This is a genomic window from Winogradskyella vincentii (assembly GCF_020166345.1).
GTDB lineage: Bacteria > Bacteroidota > Bacteroidia > Flavobacteriales > Flavobacteriaceae > Winogradskyella > Winogradskyella vincentii.
Window position 1 is genome coordinate 313709 of record NZ_JAIUJS010000002.1, and the last position, 18779, is coordinate 332487.

An 18779-nucleotide genomic window follows, 5' to 3' on the forward strand; every position below is an offset into this window, starting at 1 on the left:
CTAAAATTCAAATTTTAACTGAACACTAACGGATTTCTTCTCCTTGTCTATAGGCTCTTCAGATAATTTTTTGTCTGTATTTAAATTTGATAAGGAAATTCCAAGTAACCTTACAGAGTTTTTTAAACTATCTTGATATAGTAACTCTTTTGCATTCTCCAGAATAATTGATTTGTCGTTAATGAAAAATGGTAAAGTTTTACTACGAGTTTGAAGCGTAAAATCACTATACTTAATTTTTAAAGTGATTGTTTTACCCGATACCTTACTTTTATTTAGGCGGTTAGAAACCTCTTCTGCGATCTGATTTAATTTATCAAGCATAAAGATTTCTGATGACAGGTTCTCACTGAATGTTCGTTCTGCGGCTAATGATTTTCTTATCCTGTTTGGCCTAACTTCACTATTATGAATACCTCTTACTATGTAGTAATACTGCTTACCCGATTTACCAAAATTGTCTTCTAGATATTCAATACTCTTTGATTTTAAATCTTTACCTGAAAAAATGCCTTTCTGGTACATTTTCTCTGCAGTTACTTTGCCAACACCATAGAATTTCCGGATATCCAATTCTTCAAGAAATTGAAGTACATCTTCTGGATTAACCGTTTTTTGGCCATTAGGTTTGTTATAATCGCTAGCTATCTTCGCTACAAATTTATTTATTGAGATACCTGCAGAGGCTGTTAAACCAACTTCACTAAATATTCGATCTCTTATTTTCTGCGCTATTAATGTTGCGCTAGGGAGCCCTATTTTATTTTTGGTTACATCCAAATATGCCTCATCTAGTGATAATGGTTCAACTAAATCGGTGTAATCCAAAAATATTTTTCTGATTTTGTTTGAGATTTCTTTATATCTCTCAAATCGGTGTTTTACAAAAATTAAATTAGGGCATAATTTTTCTGCCAACCTACCAGACATGGCGCTCTTGACCCCAAATTTGCGAGCTTCGTAACTTGCCGCACTTATTACGCCTCTTGCACCACTACCACCAACTGCAATTGGTTTACCTTTAAGATCCGGATAGTCGAGTTGTTCAACAGATGCATAAAAGGCATCCATATCAACATGAATTATTTTTCTTATTGGTAAATCATTATGCATACTGTAAATTTACGCAATACCATGATAGAAATTGAACGAAAATATTTAGTGAAATCCTCTAATTATAAAGAGGAAGCCTATAATAACTACAGCATTAAACAAGGGTTTTTGAATTCTGACCCAGAAAGGACAGTTAGGGTAAGATTAGTTGACAATAAAGGGATTTTGACTGTTAAGGGGTTATCTTCTGATGATGGTTTAACACGTTATGAATGGGAAAAAGAAATTAAAAAGGAAGAGGCTATGTCTCTTTTAGGATTGTGCGAAAAGGGGATCATTGACAAAATAAGATATGAGATTAAGGCAGGAGAACATATTATTGAAGTAGATGAATTCTTTGGTGAAAATGACGGGCTAACAATTGCTGAGATAGAATTAAATTCTATCGATGAAAAGTTTGAGAAACCATTGTGGTTAGGCAAAGAAGTAACAGGTGATATAAAATACTACAACTCTCAGTTAAGTAAACAACCATATAAAGAATGGAAATTATGAAAATAAGACTTTTGTTCATTGCCATTATTTGTACCGTGATGGCATGCAAAAATAATTCTACAGGAAATGAAGAAAATGACAATTTCTTGAACACGGAGAATTCTAAGCTTAATGATAAACTTAAATCAGTTCAAACTCAAATTAAAGACCTAAAAGAAAAGGGATATCAAATATTTGATTATGTAGACGAAAAAACCAAGGATACTGTAATAATGCAACAATATTTCATGGCGTTTTTAAAAAGTGGGCCAAATAGAAACCAGAATGAAGATGAGGCCAATGAACTACAAGCGCTTCACCTTGAGCATTTAGGAAAAATGTATGAAATGGGTTTTGCTGATATATCTGGTCCTTTTGGTGACGATGGTGAAATTAGAGGAATTACAATATATAATGTGCCAAATATGCAAATGGCAGATAGCCTTGCCAATGCAGACCCAATGGTAAAAGCAGGAAGATTAGTAATTGAAATACATCCATGGTGGGCAGCCAAAGGTTTCCCGTTAAGATAAAAAAAAGCTCTGAAATTTATTCAGAGCTTTCTTCATTAGCACATTTATTTATGAGTTATTATCCTTGTGGTCCTCCACTAACAATAATAAACTCTGATCTTCTATTTTCTTGATGTTGTTCTTCCGTACATCTTCCACCGCATTCTACTTTAAGTTCAGATTCACCTTTACCTTCAGCAGAAATCCTTGCTTCGTCAATACCTTTTGAAATAACATATTGTACAGTTGATTTTGCTCTACGTTCTGACAATCTGTTATTATATGATGCAGGCCCACGAGTATCTGTATGGGAAGTTGCTTTTATAACTAACTCAGGATATTTAGTCATTATTTGAACCAGTTTGTCTAATTCAAAAGCAGCTTGTGCTGTAATATTAGACTTGTCAAAATCAAAATAAATTGGTTGTAGTTCAATTTTATCTTCAACAATTAATTTTTCAATTGGATCAAGTGAGATTTGAACAGCTAACTCTTCCTCGTTCGTGCCACTAACAGACACCTTTTTACTGTCGTAATCTTCCATAGTTACCTCCAATTCAAAATCTTGCTCGCATTCTACTATGAATTCTGCTAATCCATCTGAATTCGAACTTTTTGATACAACTACATTCCCTTCAGAATCTAACAATGTCACATTTGCACCATTAACAGGCTCACGTGTCTTATCATCTAAGACTGTGGCTAATACAAGCACATCACATAATGGCTGTAATTTTTTGAAGGCATAAACATCATCGCTTCCTTTTCCTCCGTCTCTGTTAGATGAAACAAATCCCTCTTCTGCTTCTTCATCAATAGTAAATGCAAAATCATCTCCATTACTATTTATAGGGATACCAACATTTCTAATAGGCGCTACTTTACCGTCAATTTCTTTAGTAAAGAAAACATCCATTCCACCAAGGCCTAAATGACCATTAGATGAAAAGTAAAGTGTACCATTGCTACTTATATACGGGAACATTTCTTGGCCTTCCGTATTTACTTTTTGCCCGAGATTTTGAGGTTCACCGAGTGAACCATCATCATTAATAGATGCCTTGTAAATATCAAAGTTACCATAACCACCTGGCATGTTTGATGCAAAATATATAGTCTTACCATCTGAACTAACTGATGGGTTCTTTACAGAGTAATTTTTGCTATTCACTGACAAACTTTCAACCATGTCCCAATCAGAACCAAGTTTTGTTGCCTTAAATAAATATAATTGACTATATCTCACTTTTGAAATGGAGTCCTTTTCAAAATCTTTTTCAAAATAGCTCTCTCTCGAAAAGTACATTGTTTCTCCATCTGGTGAAAAAGACACTAGACCTTCATGATATCTAGTATTAATCTTATCGTTCATTAGTGTCGCCCCTTGGTATGAACCATCTGAATTTTTCGATAAAGAATAGATGTCTAGAAATGGTTCTTGATTCCAACCATAAGTTTTACGGTTATCATTTCTACTTGAAGCTATATACAATTTTCCATTGTTCATAGTGCCTCCAAAATCTGATTGCTCAGAATTGAAATCTGCATTTTGAACATTAAACTTTTTACCCTGTTCTAATATTTTAGGCAAATAGTTTGGATTTTTTCTAAATGCAGTAGCTCTATCATCAGAAGGACGCATGGAAGCAAATTTTTCCATTTGTGTATTAGACTCGTCGTATTTACCATTAGCTTTCAGCATTTCGGAATACTTGTAAATCATTTCTGGATCACTAGAAGACTCTAAGGCCTTGGCATACCATTTTTCTGCATCTACGGTATTAAAAACGTTGTAATAACATTCGGCTAGCTGACCGTATACATAAGCATCACCTTTACCTTTTTCTATAAGTTTGTTATAGCTGTCAGCAGCCTTTACAAATTCATACCTAGCAAATTGTTTATCTGCTTTTTTTGTGTCGCTGTTTTGAGCAGTTAAGCATAAACTACTCATCAACGTAATAAATAATAGTGTTTTTAAGTTTTTCATTTTTGTTTAGCTTAACTGATTAGAAATATCTTGGTGAACGTGAAACTTTCTTAGGGAAATTAAGATCGAATAACAGCATTACTTCATGAGATGCTGGAGCATAAGCCTTAATTTCTGACGAAATAGCATCGTAAGCATACCCCAATCTAATTGATGGTGTAACCGCAAAGTTTACTAAACCAGAGAAGGAATCGTCTAAACGGTACGAAGCTCCAATTTCAAACTTCTTAAAAAACCTGGCATTTAAATTAATATCAAATGATGATGGTGCATCAAATGCCGACTTAAGCATAAAAGAAGGTTTCAATTCCGTGTTAGGCGATAAATTAAACACATATCCACCAGTTAAAAAGTAGTGCTGTGTTTCTGAACCTATTTTATTTCCATTAGCATCTAAATGAACCGATGACAAGAAATTAGGTACAGATAACGATAAGTAATAATTATCAGTATAATAGAAGAAACCAGCACCAAAATTAGGTGTTGTCTCATTTATACCAATTCCAAAGAATGGGTCATTTTGATCTATTACAGAGACATTTGAACTCGTTAAATTAATATCGTGGAAAGTGGCACCTGCTTTAACTCCGAAAGCTAGTCTATGTGCACCTCCTAATTTAAGCGTATAAGAAACATCTACATAGGTATTAGTTTCTTTTACCGGTCCAATTTGATCTGCAATTACAGATAATCCTAACCCTAGGTTGTTTCCGATTGGTGAGTGGCCAAAGAAAGTACCCGTCTCAGGGCCTCCATCTATTGCCGTCCATTGATTTCTATATAATAACCCAAATGACAAGTTCTCTCTAGAACCTGCATAAGCAGGGTTAATAATATTCATATTATACATGTACTGAGTGTACTGAGGGTCTTGTTGCCCATAGGACTGTAGTGCTAAGAGCAAAACCGCTATAATAGTGAGTTTTTTCATTATAATAAGTTGATTCAGTTAGTTGATTATCTATTAATATAAATCCATCCAGATTTAGACTTTGTTCCTCCCTCATATACCATGGTGTAGAAATATGTTCCTACTGGAAGCTCTTCACCATCATCAGTTTGCCCTGCCCATTCATTAGAATAATTATTCTTTGAATAAACTAAAGTTCCATTTCTGTTGAATATTTCAAGTTTTGTAACATTAAAATACCTTAAGTCGAGAGTATCATTAAATCCGGCTGAAACTCCTGGTGAAATCCCTTGTGGAATCGCACAGTTTTCAATTTCAGTAACAGTAATGTTTGAAATTGTATTTGAACATCCTGTAGCATTAAAGGTAATTATAGCCGAATAATCGCCTCCTTCAAAAGCTTCGTATGAAATACCGTTAGCACCAGAAATATCGTTTCCATCTAATACCCATTGAACTGTAACATCAGAGGTATTAAATCCTTGAGGAATTATTGTAAGGACTACTCCAGATTCTGCAGCAGGACACAGTAAAAACTCATTGGTATCTGTATCATAATAAAATAGATTCGTATCAATAGAGCCTAATGGCACTACATTCACAACTAAATTGAATGATGTAGTAACAAAACATCCTGTTAGAGTATTTTCAGCTCGTACGTATACGGTAGCATCACCACTTGAATATGGACTAGCAATAGCTACAGCTCCAGTATCAGCATCAGCCTGAGACGTATGATAAGTAATTGCTACATCTGTATCAGTTGTGATTTCACCATCAATAGAAGTTAAATCAAAGTCTGTAATTCCGTCAACTGTTCCATCTATATCATCACAGACAACAAAGTCGGCTGGTTGATTAATTACAGGTATTGCCAGAACTACCAACTCTACTTCTGAAAGTTGTCTACAGCCTAAGAAACCGTTATTGAATGCATCAGTATCCTCAACTCTTATAACCAGTGTTTCACCAGATGAATCGTAAGGAGAACTTACTGCATTCATTGCTTGGTTAGCATCAGCTGTATTAGTATAATAGGTAACTGTGAAATCTGGTCCATAACCTAGAGATGTAGTTAATGCATCAAGATCAAATGACTCACTTCCATCACTTTCAGGTCCGTCACAAACTTCTATAACCTGTGGGTCTAATGAACCAGGATCATTATACATATTTATGACCACAAATGGTGAAAATGCATCTGCACCACATTGTTCGTCAAATGCTTGTACTTGGTAAAGATCAGATTCTGTAACTACCAACGTGTCTGTTGTTTCACCTGGCACTACGAAACCATTTTTGTACCAAACATAGCTATCGGCAAATGGTGAATCTGCTATAATTGTTACTGTGTCAAAACCACAAACTGAAGCTTCAACAGGAGTACTAGGATCAGAATCGGTATCTACAAAAACAACTTCATTACTTGTAATCTCAGCAGATATTTCTGCATCTATTGTTCCGTCTCCTGTATTTCCAACATTAGTTTGTTCAATTGAAATTACTCCTGCTCCATTAGAGAAGTTTGTTACCAATAGCACATATATTTCACCTTCTACAGCATTATCAATAGTCAAGTTTTCTATTGGTGCCGGTGAGTAACTACAATCAATAATATTTCCGAAAGGATAGAATCCAGTATCTGGGTTATTTGAGAATGGACAAGTAGGACAATCTACAAGTTCTATATCCATACACCCTTCTTCAAGTGTATTAAATGGGCCCCAAATAGCAAAGTCAACATCCAATCCTGGTTCACCACCATCTTGAACACCATTGTTATTATTATCCTGCCATTGAACAATTTCGATTTCTATTAGTCCAGATTCTCCAATTTGAATAATATTCCATGAAGGGTTAGGTACAGAACCTAAACACGCTACGTCTGTTGGATCTGGAAGTCCTACAATGTTTGAACCTACAAGTGCGCCACCAACAGAACAGAAATTTTCTGCATTTTCACAAATAACATTTGTTGGTGCTTCTCTAATACATAAATCGAATGTGGATGTCTCTAATACACTACCTGCACTAAATACTCTTATATAGTATGTATTTCCAACAACTAAAGATGGTGTAATACTGGATGTTTGATCTGAACAATAAAGTTCAGTTAAACTACCACACGTTCCTTCATAAACGGCATGATCTAAATTAGTTGTACCTCCTTGAATATTGTTTAAAGAAATGAATTCTACTTCATCGAGTGCTGTAAACTCAAACCAAACATCATCATTAGGATCTCCTGTACAAGTTCCAGAATCTAAGCCTGAAGGTGTAGCAGCCAGGATTGTTCCAGGTGTTACTTGCTCACATAGATCAATATCGTTAACAACCGCAATAGTTGCCATATCACATTCGTCATTATCAGGTGGACACGCCAAAACAGTAAAATTATCGCTACTGATAATACAGTTATTGTCTTGTTCGTTCATAACAAACACTTTTACCGTGCTACCAAAAGGGAATGGACCAGCTTGATAAACACCGATAGCAGTTGCCTGTACAGTTGTTGCATCTAAGTTATTAGAAATCTCTAAAGAAGTTGCATCACCTAAACTTGTAACATCAACATCAATAAAGAATTGGTCGTTGTCACAATCTGGTACTGTCGTATAACTAGCTTCTGGCAATGTACATGTCAATTCAATAACATTAACTGTGAAATCTAAGGTAACACCCCAAGAACCATTATAACATGGATTTGGTGTTGCTTGTCCAGAATCTGCAGTACCAATACGCATTCTATGTTGACCTAAGGGAGCAGTAGCTGGCATAACAAAAGAAGCATCTAATATTGTTGGGTTAGCATTTGTAGATTCTCCTTGGAATACTAATTCTGATGCATCAAATACTAAATCATCATTAAAATCAATCCAGATATTGGTATCATATGTAAATCCTGTAGCGAAAGTTATTTCTACTGTAGTATCTACACCTTGGAATACATTAACCACCGGTGAGGTTTGATTTTCATAAGTAACATCTCCTAAACTTGGGAAGTCAACAATACCTATAGTAACATTAGTTACACCTTGCCCATCATTACTCGTTGGTACCGATTCACAGTAACCAGTGAAAAATTGACTTGGGCCTGACCAAGAACTTAAATTTGATGGGTCACATTCTGCTTGCACATACCAATCATATAATGTATCAGAAAGTAATCCAGTAAGTATAAATGGGTTTGTAACACCGTTAACTATCGTACCAGTACCTTGAGCGAAACCAGCAGGCCCATACTCTATATTCCATACAGTTGAAGTCCCAGCTTCAGTCCAAGCTATTTCAGTAGACGTTAGTGTGAGATTAGTTGATGTTAAGTCAGTTGGTTCTGGACATGTTGGAATATTCCTTACTTGGAAATTATCAACGAACACATCAATATCTTCAGGGTCATTAACTGTACCTTCAGAACCAAGAATACCAAATTGAACAATTTGTCCACTATAAGCAGTCAGATCTACTACTGGGTGAATACCTGGGATAGGCACCACAGAACTGTTATCATATAATAATAATTCAATCCAGGTCGCACCACCATCATTTGTCATTAATAGTTGAACAGTATCATCAGAACCTAAAGTGCCGGCAACTGTACTACTATTCCAGTTAGTTATAGCAAAATCAAATTCTACTTGGAAAGGTCCACCGGTTAAATCAAACTGTGGAGAAATAATCCAATCACTTTTACCTGCAGCAAATAAATTAATTTTATAAGCGCCATCATCAGTTCCTATATTTAAAAACTCATCTGCAACCCAAGAACCTGCACCTAAATCAGTCGGGCCAGTTATAGCATCGCCATTACTTGCCTCGTCCCAACAATCAGGAATTATAGTTGTAAAGTTTTCTATATAATCTGGCACAAAAATATCACACAATGTTGTGAATGTGGCTGGGCCAGTCCACGAACTTAAGTCACCACCACAATCAGATTGTACATATATGTCATAAGCTGTGATAGCATTAAGACCTGTTGCGAAATATGGGTTAGTAACATTTGTAGCCGTAGGAGTTCCTGTTGGAGTATCTCCGGCTGGAACAATTTCAATATTCCAAACAGTAGAAGTTCCTGGTTCTATCCATGTAATTTCAGCACCATCTGGTGTTGGGTTAGATACCGCTAAATCAGTTGGTTCTGGACATGAAGGAATATTTCTTACTTGAAAATTATCTACAAATACATCAACATCTTGAGGGTCATCTGTTGTTCCTTCTGTTGCGTAAATTGCAAATTGAACTGTTTGACCACTATTAGCTGTTAAGTCTACTACCGGGTGTATTCCTGGAATTGGTACAACAGACGTACTGTCGTATGTTAATAACGTGGTCCAAGTTGCACCATTATCTGTTGTCATTAATAATTGTACAACATCATCAGAACCTAATGTTCCTGCCACAGTACTACTATTCCAGTTTGTAATAGCAAAATCAAACTCAACTTGGAAAGGCCCTCCTGTTAAATCAAACTGAGGAGAAATAACCCAATCACTCTTACCAGTTGTAAATAAATTGATTTTATAAGCACCATCACCAGTTCCAATATTTAAAAATTCATCAGCTGTCCAAGAACCTGCACCTAAGTCTGATGGCCCAGTTGCAGGGTCACCACTATCAGCTTCATCCCAACAGTCTGGTATTATCGTTGTAAAGTCTTCTAAGTAGTCAGGTACAAATACATCACATAATGTTTCAAACGTTAAAGGACCTGCGAAAGCACTTTGTTCGGTACCACAATCTGCCTGAACGTAAACATCATAGGTTGTAACTGCAGATAGTCCCATAGCTGTATATGGATTTGAAACTCCGGTTGCTGTTGGCGTACCTGTAGGAGCATCTCCAGACATTACAATTTCTACATTCCAAAGTGTTGCCGCGCCATTTTCAGTCCATGAAATTTGAGCCTCACTTGAGGTAATGCCAGAAGCGGCTAAGTCACTTGGTGTAGCACAGGCTTGAGTAATACCACCTATTATAACATTAGGAATGGTATCGTCAATGTTACTCGCAGTTGGAGGAGCAACAGGATCAGGGTTTGTAAAATCACTGAAATAAGAAATAGTTCGATTAGTACTTACTTGAGAATTATAAAAATCATCACCAAAGGAATCATACCCTGCACTATTTTCTTCTACAGCAATAATCAAATTGTCTGTTCCAGAATATGTAAAAGGTGTATCTAAGGTTAGTGTCACCCATCCTTCAACACCCGGAGTGACAGTTATTCCACCAGCATAAACTTGAGTTAGAGAGGTTAATGGTTCCCAGTCATCAGTATTTGCAAATTCAGTACGCGTAGATTCTGCCATGTAAATGATTAAATCTTGACTGTTTGCTAAGTCAGATGTGCCACTGTAATACCACTGTATATCAGTAATGTCACCAGAAGCATTGATTTCTGAAGCTAAGTATACCGTTTGAGCATACGAGTATCCATAATAAGCTTCAAAAGGCGCATTTTCACCTTGTAAATTCCCAGAACCAATGGCCACTTGGGCGTTGATTTGGAATAAAATTAAAAAAAGTGAAAATAGTAGTAAAGTACTTTTTTTCATTATTAATTGGTTTGTTAGAAATTATTTAACCCTTTGTAAAACACTGATTACAAAGGAGTTGATTTATTTTAAAAAATGAAGGGGCTATAGGGAACAAAAATTTCGGTTTATAGCCGAAATTTTGATATTCACCCGAATATATAAAAATTGGTTATTAACACTATGTTAACAGTGTTATAATAGATTAAGTACAGTTATAATCGATAAAAGGGAGATGCTATATTAAGAAGATTTTAGGCTGATATAAACAGGAAAATGATCACTATATCCACCCTTATATTTTTTACCTACATAAGTTCTAAATGGCTGGCCTTTATACTTTCCATGGTATTGTGTTAAAGACTTAACATCAAACACATCCGCTTCATCAAAAGACAGGGAAGAATTATTGTTATCAAAAAAATTAGTAGAGAATAAAATTTGATCAAATAGATTCCACTGAAAATTATGGTTTAGACTTCCAACATCTCTAGACCAAACCGTTTTAAATGGATTAAAAAGACTACTTTCATTTTCTATGAGTTCTATACTGTCATTATTTGGGTTGTCATTAAAGTCACCCATAACAATTATTTTCATACTTGGATGGTCTTCTTTAATAGTGTTAATTATTGAATTAACCTTTTTTGCAGCGGCAATACGTTTGTGTTCAGTTTCTTTTTCACCCTCTCTTCTAGAGGACCAATGATTTACAATAATTGATATGGTTTCACCATTTAATTTCCCTTGAACTAATAAGATATCTCTAGTATAATCTCTTAAACCCTCTTCGTTTTCTAGGTAGACTGAAAAAGTATCAGAATGTTCTACTTCAAATATGCCGTCCTTATATAAAAGAGCTACATCAATACCGCGCTCGTCAGAAGAATTATAGTGAACATAACTGTAGTCTTCGTCTCTTAGATTTTCACTGTTTATTAAATCAGAAAGCACCATTTTATTTTCAACTTCTGCTAGTCCTACGATAACTGGAGCTTGGTCAGAATCATCATTTCCAATTTTTGAAATTACCGACCCAATTTTCCGCAGTTTATTGTAATAGCGTTTTTTAGTCCAACGTTTTCTGGAAGTTGGTAAAAAATCATCGTCATCACTCATAGGATCATTTACAGTATCAAATAAGTTTTCGATATTATAAAAGGCTATGGTATACTGCTTTTGCTTATTAGTCATGGCAATAAATATATGACTTTAAAAGATTATTTGGAATATAGCATTTGCTTAACTTTGTACTTTATTTAATATATGATTGAAAAAAAAGATATAGCTCTAGAAAAAGTTGTGCTTGTAGGTATTATTACCCAAGATCAAGATCAAGAAAAATCTAAAGAGTATTTAGACGAACTAGAGTTCTTAACCTTTACCGCAGGTGGTGAAGTTGTAAAGCGTTATACGCAAAAAATGAACATGCCAAATCCAAAAACATTTATCGGTTCTGGTAAAATGGAAGAGGTTATGCGCTTTGTAAAAGAAAATGAGGTCGGCACAGTTATCTTTGATGACGAATTATCACCTGCACAAGAACGCAATATCAGTAAGATTCTTAATTGTAAAATATTAGACAGAACAAATCTTATATTGGATATTTTTGCCCAGCGTGCCCAAACGAGTTATGCTAGGACACAGGTAGAGCTGGCTCAATGTGAATATTTGCTTCCTCGATTAAAAGGAATGTGGACACACTTAGAAAGACAAAAAGGTGGTATTGGTATGCGTGGCCCTGGTGAAACAGAAATTGAGACAGATAGACGAATTGTTCGCGATAAGATTGCACTGTTAAAGGCTAAGATTAAGACCATTGATAAGCAAATGGCAGTACAGAGAGGCAACCGAGGTAAAATGGTACGAGTTGCTTTAGTTGGATATACTAATGTTGGTAAATCTACTCTTATGAATGTAATTAGCAAGAGTGAGGTTTTTGCCGAGAATAAATTATTTGCTACCCTAGACACCACAGTTAGGAAGGTTGTAATAGGAAACTTGCCATTTTTAGTAAGTGATACAGTTGGTTTTATAAGAAAACTGCCTACACAATTAGTAGAGTCCTTTAAATCCACTTTAGATGAGGTGAGAGAAGCTGATTTGTTATTACATGTTGTGGATATTTCGCATTCTAATTTTGAAGAGCATATAGAATCTGTAAATCAAATATTGGATGAAATTCAGAGTAAGGACAAGCCAACTATTATGGTATTTAATAAAATAGATGCCTATAAACCTGAACCGTTTGATGAGGATGAAAGTGAACTAGAACGGACAAAAGCCAATCACACAATTGAAGATTGGAAAAATACATGGATGGCGAAACTAGGCGATAATGCTTTATTTATATCTGCTCTCAATAAGGAAAACTTAGAAGAATTTAGAAAACGTGTTTATAAAGAAGTAAGGGAAATACACATAACAAGATTTCCGTATAATCATTTTCTTTATCCGGATGTTGAAGATATATCATAAAAAAGAGAGCCATATCGGCTCTCTTTTTTATAAATGTGAATTCTTATTAGAATTTATAACTTAAACCAAGAGTGTAATAGGATTGCAGTTCATTGTCTGCATCTTCTAAATCAACTCCTTGGAAATTTGCCGCTTCTTGTTTATTGCTTCTTAAACCAAAGTCAAAACCAACACCAATCATTTTCCATAATGTATAGCTAAAAGAGTTAGTCCATGTCCAGTTTGATAAATCTCCAGACTTATAACTTTGGAATGTTGAGAAATTGGTCTTGAAATTAACAGCTCCTATAGATCTTGTATAATCTGCTACTATTTTTGCACCAGCTGAAGACTCAAATACACTATCATTATCAGCAAATACAAAGTTGTAGTTTAATGGGTGAATTACAACAACCATATTTTCAATTGGTGTCCATGTTGCACCTACACCAAGATCTAAATATCCAGGGTCATTGAAGTTGTCTAATAGTGTAGTTCTATACTCCATTAAACCAGAAATAGCCCATTTTTCACTTAGCCTTCTACCGTATAAAGAAGATAAATTAAATACGTCTGATCCAGTTCTAAAACTATCATCATCAGTATCATCATCTTTATCGTCAAATTTAACCCAGTTTAAATTTGTTGTAAGAGCATTTCTCCAGAAATACTTGTCTTCAATTTTGTTTGCAAAAGCATTTACAGTAATTCCAATATTTCCAGAATTATTATTTGGTATTCCCTGTCCATACCAGTTGTTGAAGTTAGATAAACTTCCACCTATAGTGCCAAATACACCTGTACGCCAACCTGGCAACGCATCTATTTGTGCCTGTAGGGCATTTACTTCTCCCTGAAACTTGTCAGCTTCAGCTTGTTTCTCAGCTTTTTGAGCTTCTAATTCTTCCTTGGTTTGTGAAAAACCAAAAGAAATGGCTAGCATTAATACTGCCGAAAAGATTAATTTTTTGTTCATAATTAATAAGTGTTAAGTAAATTATAGTTGTTTAATTGTACAAATATAAATGATTATTGACTTTTTCGAATGACATTTGTCATATCATGGTCATGTGGGTTAGACCTAAAAAAATGTAAGAAGTCACATATTTTGACTATTTTCTTTTATAAAGAGGTACAGACGAACAAGCCTCGCCAAACATTATAGAGTTAGCAACGGGTTGCAGTCTTTCCGTAAGCATTACCAATGCATTTGAAGGAACGGGTTTATGAGAACACCCTTTAATTATTACTGGCATATCTTGAAATAACGAAATATCTAGGTTTGAAATTATAGAGGCAAAGAGAATAGACTCTAAATGATTTAGATTACCAATAACAACTTTTTTGGCGAAATTATTTAATTGAATTGTAATTAACATATATGCCCAATCCGGTACAATTGCATCTGTGGAGCAATGTAGTGCAACGTAGCAATCCTTATATTGAGACCAATCATGCTCCGAAACATAAGCTCTAAATTCTTTTTCTCTTAATACAAGACCTTCGAGCAGCCAATCTTTTATATCAAATAAGATTCGTTTTCCGTCCGGATAATAATCCTCTAAGTCAATCACCTTGAGTTTACTATTTGCAACTCTATTTATAATTTCTTCTGCCATTTAAAGCATGCCTAGTTCTAATTTTGCTTCCTCACTCATTAAATCTTGTGACCAAGGAGGATCAAAAGTTATTTCAACCACTGCGTCTTTTACCTCGTTAATTGATTTAACTTTTTCTTCAACCTCTAACGGAAGTGTTTCTGCTACAGGACAATTAGGTGTGGTTAATGTCATTAGGATTTTTACATCGTAATCCTCATTAACAAAAACATCATAAATTAACCCTAGTTCATATATATCTACAGGGATTTCAGGATCGTATATTGTCTTTAAAACTCTAACAATCTTATCTCCAAGCACATTTGTATCTATAGTTGTCTCGCTCATTTTAATTTAATTGTGTTTGGTATGCAATAGCATACATTTTAAGTTGTTTTATCATACTAACCAAACCGTTTGCTCTAGTTGGTGATAAATGCTCTTTTAAACCTATTTTATCTATAAATTCAGTATCAGCATCAATGATATCTTTTGGATGTTGACCGGAAAAAACTCGAATTAAAATGGCTATTATTCCCTTAGTAATAATAGCATCACTATCGGCTGTAAAATTGACTTTGTCATTTTCCATTTCCGCATGTACCCAAACTTTACTTTGGCAGCCTTTTATTATATGGTCGTCAGTTTTATATTTTTCTTCAATAAGAGGTAATGTCTTACCCAAGTCTATCATGTATTGATATCTTTCTTCCCAGTCCTCAAACATTGAGAATTCATCAATAATTTCGTTTTGTACTTCTGCAATAGTCATCATCAATTGTTTTGTCGCAAAATTACAAAAACCCTACTGTTTAGTTACATTTTCTTTTATCGATAACACTTTATTAACTAATGTTTCTATTTCTTTTGGCGGATGGCCATGATCAAAACTTGGAGTAGTTTTTTCAATACCATTTTTAATAATTGTTAATGTTGCAATTGGTGCTCCATCAAAAAGGCGTTTGTCAGTAGGAGCCTTCAGGTTTTCTAATTCAGCAAGATTTAATTGATCTAATATTGATATTAGCTCATTTTTATCCTCCTCCGTACAATTATAGTCACTAAATACTTTTAAATTTCTATCTTGAGAAACACTGATTTTTGAATCTGAGATTTTTATATAATCAAAGGACCCTCTAGATATAGCTTTATAAATTACAACCGAACTAGCGTTTGGAATTGCTTTTTTCATGTTTTTTTCAACAACGGCCTTTTCCGCTTTTAAAACAATGCTGTCATCCGCATGAAACAAGAGATGGTTTTCATCCAATTCTATTTTAGTTGAGCTCTTCAATGTTGAAAAGAAATTGCGTTCTAAATCACCAATAGCTTTACCACAGAACTTTTTGGAAGACGCAATATCACTAAAACTAATTTTATTGTCTTTAAGGGTATAAGTACCGAAAAAACTATTACAACCACCAAATCCAGTCACTCTATCAGAATTAGATTCAAAGGTGATTTTTAATGTTTGACCTTTGATCATTTCATCACCCATTTCTTTAATTATATAGCTGCCTGCTAGTGATTCTTGATCTAAACTTTTAGCATCCATTGAATTTTTATTAGAATTGCAAGAGTTGGAAAAAAGTAAAATACTTAAAAAAGAAAATAAAAATTTCATCGCCTATAGATTAAAAGTTAAAGATATCGTTTTTTTATCATCGAAATCTATGCCATAAAAAAAGGCACCTTAAAAAGGTGCCTTTTTACTATATCTAAACAGTCTTAGTTACCTGTAAACTCATCTCTTGGTCCTCCAGGAGCAAGTACAGATCTCATTCTTTCTTTTTGTCCTTGAGTAAATAAGCCCATACAGTCGTCATCAGTATAGTCCATATAGTTTTCAGTCATGTCAATAGATCTACAGTGACTAACTTGACCAGGACATCCATAGTTAGGACGGTCTGATTTTGGTGTATCTGACACGAAATCGTCTCTATTACATCTGCCATCTCCCCAAATATGTCTTAGGTTTAACCAGTGTCCAACTTCATGTGTAGTAGTTCTGCCTCCATCAAAAGGAGCAGTGGCAGTGCCAGTAGTTCCAAAGTATTGTGGAGAAACAACAACACCATCTGTTGAAGCATTACCTCCAGGGAATTGTGCATATCCTAATATTCCACCTCCAATGTTAGCTACCCAAATTGTCAAATGGCCAGGTAGTGCTGGGTAAACAGATTTAACAGCATCATTTGTTCCCCATTGAGATGTAGAATTTGCTCTTCTATCAACGTTTGCTAAAGTAAATGTGATATCTACATCAGCACCTCTTTCAGGATACGTATTTACATCACTGAAATTTGTATCGTTAAAATCTGCATTAAGAACAGATATTTGAGAATTAATCTGAGAATCACTTATATTTTGAGCACTGTTTGCATAAACAACATAAACATATACTGGGATATTAATTGATCCAAGGCCATCATCAGTTGGTGGATCTCCACCACCATCATCTCCACCACCATTGTTACCACCACCATTTCCGTTTCCATTTCCGTTTCCAGGGCGTAAATTGTTGGCGAATCTTCTTGATCTTTCTTCAATGTTGTACATGGCCTGGTATAAACCTGGGTTTTCATTTAACTGTCTATTTAAAACAGTCATTGATGTGCAGTTTTTACCATCCGAACTCTTATCTGCCGTACCTGCTTCAACAGGATCTGTATACAAATAAAAGTCTGACATGTCCACAGTAGTTTCTTGTTCTTGGGTTCCGTTAGAGTCATCAGAACATCCAATAAAAAAGGCTCCAACTAGGGCTAATCCTAATAATGATTTTTTCATAAATATTGAGAGTTTTTAAATTTATTAGCCGAATATATGATAATAATTTAAAAACTTAACAAATATTTAAGGAATTAATATGAATAATCGATAAACTGCAAAATATCAGAATGTTACCGAGTATATGGTTTTATGGGATAATAATCTAAAAATTAAATAGTTATGATAGCATCATAATTGACTTTTTAAGTGCAGAAATAAATAAGTCAATTTCTTCTTTTGTATTGTAGAACATAAATGATGCACGGACAGTACCTGGAATTTTATAAAAGTCCATAATTGGTTGTGCACAATGATGCCCAGTGCGGACAGCAATACCCATTTTGTCAAGTAGAGTGCCTAAATCATATGGGTGAATGTTACCTACATTAAATGAAATTACAGAAGTTTTATTAGCTGAAGTGCCATAAATTTTTAACTCTTGAATTTGAAGCAATTCATTGGTAGCATATTCTAAAAGTTCATCCTCATATTGTGCTATGGTTCCGAATCCAATAGTATTCATATAATCTATGGCTGCACCAAAAGCAATTCCGCCACATACGTTTGGCGTACCAGCCTCAAATTTATGAGGTAAATCTGCATAGGTGGTTTTGTCAAAGGAGACTTCAGCTATCATTTCGCCACCACCTTGATAAGGCGGTAATTTTTGAAGCCATTCTTCTTTTCCATATAACATACCAATTCCAGTAGGTCCACAAATTTTGTGAGCAGAACACACATAAAAATCTACATTTAATTTCTGAACATCTGGCTTTAAATGTGGACATGCTTGCGCACCATCAATTAAAACGGCCGCTCCAACATTATGTGCTTTATCAATAATGTTTTCTATTGGGTTAATTGTGCCTAATGCATTAGAAATATGATTCACAAAGACCAACTTTGTGTTTTCATTAAGAAGCTTATCATATTCTGAAATTATTAGCTCCCCCTCTGAACTCATAGGAATTACCTTTAGCGTAGCCCCTGTTTTTTCACAGAGCATTTGCCATGGTACGATGTTACTATGATGTTCTAAGGCAGAAACGATAATTTCATCTCCTTTTTTTAATAGTGAAGCAAACCCATTTGCGACCATATTGATACTGTGGGTTGTGCCCGAAGTGAAAATTATCTCATGAGGATGTTTAGCATTGAAATGCGATTGAATTGTCCTACGTGCATTCTCATAGGCGTCAGTCGCTTCTTGACTTAAGGCATGTACACCTCGATGAATATTTGCGTTGTAGTTAGAATAGTAATCTACAATAACGTCAATCACCTGCTGAGGTGTTTGAGAGGTCGCTGCATTATCTAAATAAACTAATGGTTTGCCGTTAACCTTTCTATTAAGAATTGGGAAATCTTTTCTTATGCTCTCAACATCAAATACCATTTCTTCTCCTAACAACTTTA

At 34.8% G+C, this 18779-nt stretch carries 15 protein-coding genes; 3 read left to right on the plus strand and 12 right to left on the minus strand.

The window, feature by feature from the left end; translation table 11 throughout:
• Entirely contained in the window at positions 1 to 1113 is a 1113-nt protein-coding gene (gene dinB / locus LBV24_RS04630) for a DNA polymerase IV (protein WP_224477421.1), read from the minus strand.
• Positions 1114 to 1134: 21 nt separating this feature from the next.
• Here dinB and LBV24_RS04635 point away from each other — a divergent pair, with 21 nt between their 5' ends.
• Together LBV24_RS04635 and LBV24_RS04640 are read left to right on the plus strand one after the other, a co-directional pair.
• Positions 1135 to 1608 carry a CYTH domain-containing protein gene (locus LBV24_RS04635; RefSeq protein WP_224477655.1) on the plus strand — a complete coding sequence of 158 codons (474 nt, stop codon included), beginning with the start codon at positions 1135 to 1137 and terminating at the stop codon, positions 1606 to 1608.
• The gene (locus tag LBV24_RS04640; protein ID WP_224477422.1) at positions 1605 to 2120 is read left to right on the plus strand and encodes a YciI family protein; all 516 of its coding nucleotides are present in this window, start codon (positions 1605 to 1607) and stop codon (positions 2118 to 2120) included. The genes LBV24_RS04635 and LBV24_RS04640 overlap by 4 nt, the downstream gene beginning before the upstream one ends.
• A gap of 58 nt (positions 2121 to 2178) precedes the next feature.
• Here the strand turns inward: LBV24_RS04640 and LBV24_RS15265 are convergent, their stop codons facing one another.
• From LBV24_RS15265 to LBV24_RS04660, 4 genes are all read right to left on the minus strand, one after another.
• The gene (locus tag LBV24_RS15265; protein WP_224477423.1) at positions 2179 to 4089 is read right to left on the minus strand and encodes an OmpA family protein; all 1911 of its coding nucleotides are present in this window, start codon (positions 4087 to 4089) and stop codon (positions 2179 to 2181) included.
• A 19-nt stretch (positions 4090 to 4108) separates the two neighbouring features.
• On the minus strand, positions 4109 to 5020 hold the full coding sequence (locus LBV24_RS04650; RefSeq protein ID WP_224477424.1) for a PorP/SprF family type IX secretion system membrane protein: 912 nt from the start codon (positions 5018 to 5020) through the stop codon (positions 4109 to 4111).
• Between the two features lie 26 nt (positions 5021 to 5046).
• Positions 5047 to 10557 carry a T9SS type B sorting domain-containing protein gene (locus LBV24_RS04655; protein ID WP_224477425.1) on the minus strand — a complete coding sequence of 1837 codons (5511 nt, stop codon included), beginning with the start codon at positions 10555 to 10557 and terminating at the stop codon, positions 5047 to 5049.
• A gap of 222 nt (positions 10558 to 10779) precedes the next feature.
• On the minus strand, positions 10780 to 11730 hold the full coding sequence (locus LBV24_RS04660) for an endonuclease/exonuclease/phosphatase family protein (RefSeq protein ID WP_224477426.1): 951 nt from the start codon (positions 11728 to 11730) through the stop codon (positions 10780 to 10782).
• A 72-nt stretch (positions 11731 to 11802) separates the two neighbouring features.
• Between LBV24_RS04660 and hflX the strand changes: the two genes are divergently transcribed.
• Positions 11803 to 13014: a GTPase HflX gene (gene hflX / locus LBV24_RS04665; protein WP_224477427.1), complete on the plus strand. Its 1212-nt coding sequence runs from the start codon at positions 11803 to 11805 to the stop codon at positions 13012 to 13014.
• Between the two features lie 46 nt (positions 13015 to 13060).
• On the opposite strand, the gene LBV24_RS04670 is transcribed toward hflX, so the two are convergent.
• From LBV24_RS04670 to LBV24_RS04700, 7 genes are all read right to left on the minus strand, one after another.
• Positions 13061 to 13969, minus strand: a complete 909-nt coding sequence (locus LBV24_RS04670; RefSeq protein WP_224477428.1) for a DUF3078 domain-containing protein — start codon at positions 13967 to 13969, stop codon at positions 13061 to 13063.
• Between the two features lie 136 nt (positions 13970 to 14105).
• Complete coding sequence (locus tag LBV24_RS04675) at positions 14106 to 14612, minus strand: DUF2480 family protein (RefSeq protein ID WP_224477429.1); 507 nt, start codon at positions 14610 to 14612, stop codon at positions 14106 to 14108.
• Complete coding sequence (locus LBV24_RS04680; protein ID WP_224477430.1) at positions 14613 to 14939, minus strand: DUF59 domain-containing protein; 327 nt, start codon at positions 14937 to 14939, stop codon at positions 14613 to 14615.
• Between the two features lies 1 nt (position 14940).
• Positions 14941 to 15363, minus strand: a complete 423-nt coding sequence (locus LBV24_RS04685; RefSeq protein ID WP_224477431.1) for a SufE family protein — start codon at positions 15361 to 15363, stop codon at positions 14941 to 14943.
• Positions 15364 to 15396: 33 nt separating this feature from the next.
• Entirely contained in the window at positions 15397 to 16146 is a 750-nt protein-coding gene (locus LBV24_RS04690; protein WP_224477432.1) for an META domain-containing protein, read from the minus strand.
• A 173-nt stretch (positions 16147 to 16319) separates the two neighbouring features.
• A complete protein-coding gene (locus LBV24_RS04695; RefSeq protein WP_224477433.1) occupies positions 16320 to 17381 on the minus strand; it encodes a zinc metalloprotease in 1062 nt (353 codons plus the stop codon).
• Positions 17382 to 17541: 160 nt separating this feature from the next.
• Entirely contained in the window at positions 17542 to 18759 is a 1218-nt protein-coding gene (locus LBV24_RS04700; protein WP_224477656.1) for an aminotransferase class V-fold PLP-dependent enzyme, read from the minus strand.
• Between the last annotated feature and the right edge of the window lie 20 nt (positions 18760 to 18779).

Excerpts from the sequence above, each read along its gene's own strand:
- dinB (WP_224477421.1), bottom strand. The coding sequence starts at position 1,113 with ATGCATAATGATTTACCAATAAGAAAAATAATTCATGTTGATATGGAT.
- LBV24_RS04635 (WP_224477655.1), top strand. The coding sequence starts at position 1,135 with ATGATAGAAATTGAACGAAAATATTTAGTGAAATCCTCTAATTATAAA.
- LBV24_RS04640 (WP_224477422.1), top strand. The coding sequence starts at position 1,605 with ATGAAAATAAGACTTTTGTTCATTGCCATTATTTGTACCGTGATGGCA.
- LBV24_RS15265 (WP_224477423.1), bottom strand. The coding sequence starts at position 4,089 with ATGAAAAACTTAAAAACACTATTATTTATTACGTTGATGAGTAGTTTA.
- LBV24_RS04650 (WP_224477424.1), bottom strand. The coding sequence starts at position 5,020 with ATGAAAAAACTCACTATTATAGCGGTTTTGCTCTTAGCACTACAGTCC.
- LBV24_RS04655 (WP_224477425.1), bottom strand. The coding sequence starts at position 10,557 with ATGAAAAAAAGTACTTTACTACTATTTTCACTTTTTTTAATTTTATTC.
- LBV24_RS04660 (WP_224477426.1), bottom strand. The coding sequence starts at position 11,730 with ATGACTAATAAGCAAAAGCAGTATACCATAGCCTTTTATAATATCGAA.
- hflX (WP_224477427.1), top strand. The coding sequence starts at position 11,803 with ATGATTGAAAAAAAAGATATAGCTCTAGAAAAAGTTGTGCTTGTAGGT.
- LBV24_RS04670 (WP_224477428.1), bottom strand. The coding sequence starts at position 13,969 with ATGAACAAAAAATTAATCTTTTCGGCAGTATTAATGCTAGCCATTTCT.
- LBV24_RS04675 (WP_224477429.1), bottom strand. The coding sequence starts at position 14,612 with ATGGCAGAAGAAATTATAAATAGAGTTGCAAATAGTAAACTCAAGGTG.
- LBV24_RS04680 (WP_224477430.1), bottom strand. The coding sequence starts at position 14,939 with ATGAGCGAGACAACTATAGATACAAATGTGCTTGGAGATAAGATTGTT.
- LBV24_RS04685 (WP_224477431.1), bottom strand. The coding sequence starts at position 15,363 with ATGACTATTGCAGAAGTACAAAACGAAATTATTGATGAATTCTCAATG.
- LBV24_RS04690 (WP_224477432.1), bottom strand. The coding sequence starts at position 16,146 with ATGGATGCTAAAAGTTTAGATCAAGAATCACTAGCAGGCAGCTATATA.
- LBV24_RS04695 (WP_224477433.1), bottom strand. The coding sequence starts at position 17,381 with ATGAAAAAATCATTATTAGGATTAGCCCTAGTTGGAGCCTTTTTTATT.
- LBV24_RS04700 (WP_224477656.1), bottom strand. The coding sequence starts at position 18,759 with ATGGTATTTGATGTTGAGAGCATAAGAAAAGATTTCCCAATTCTTAAT.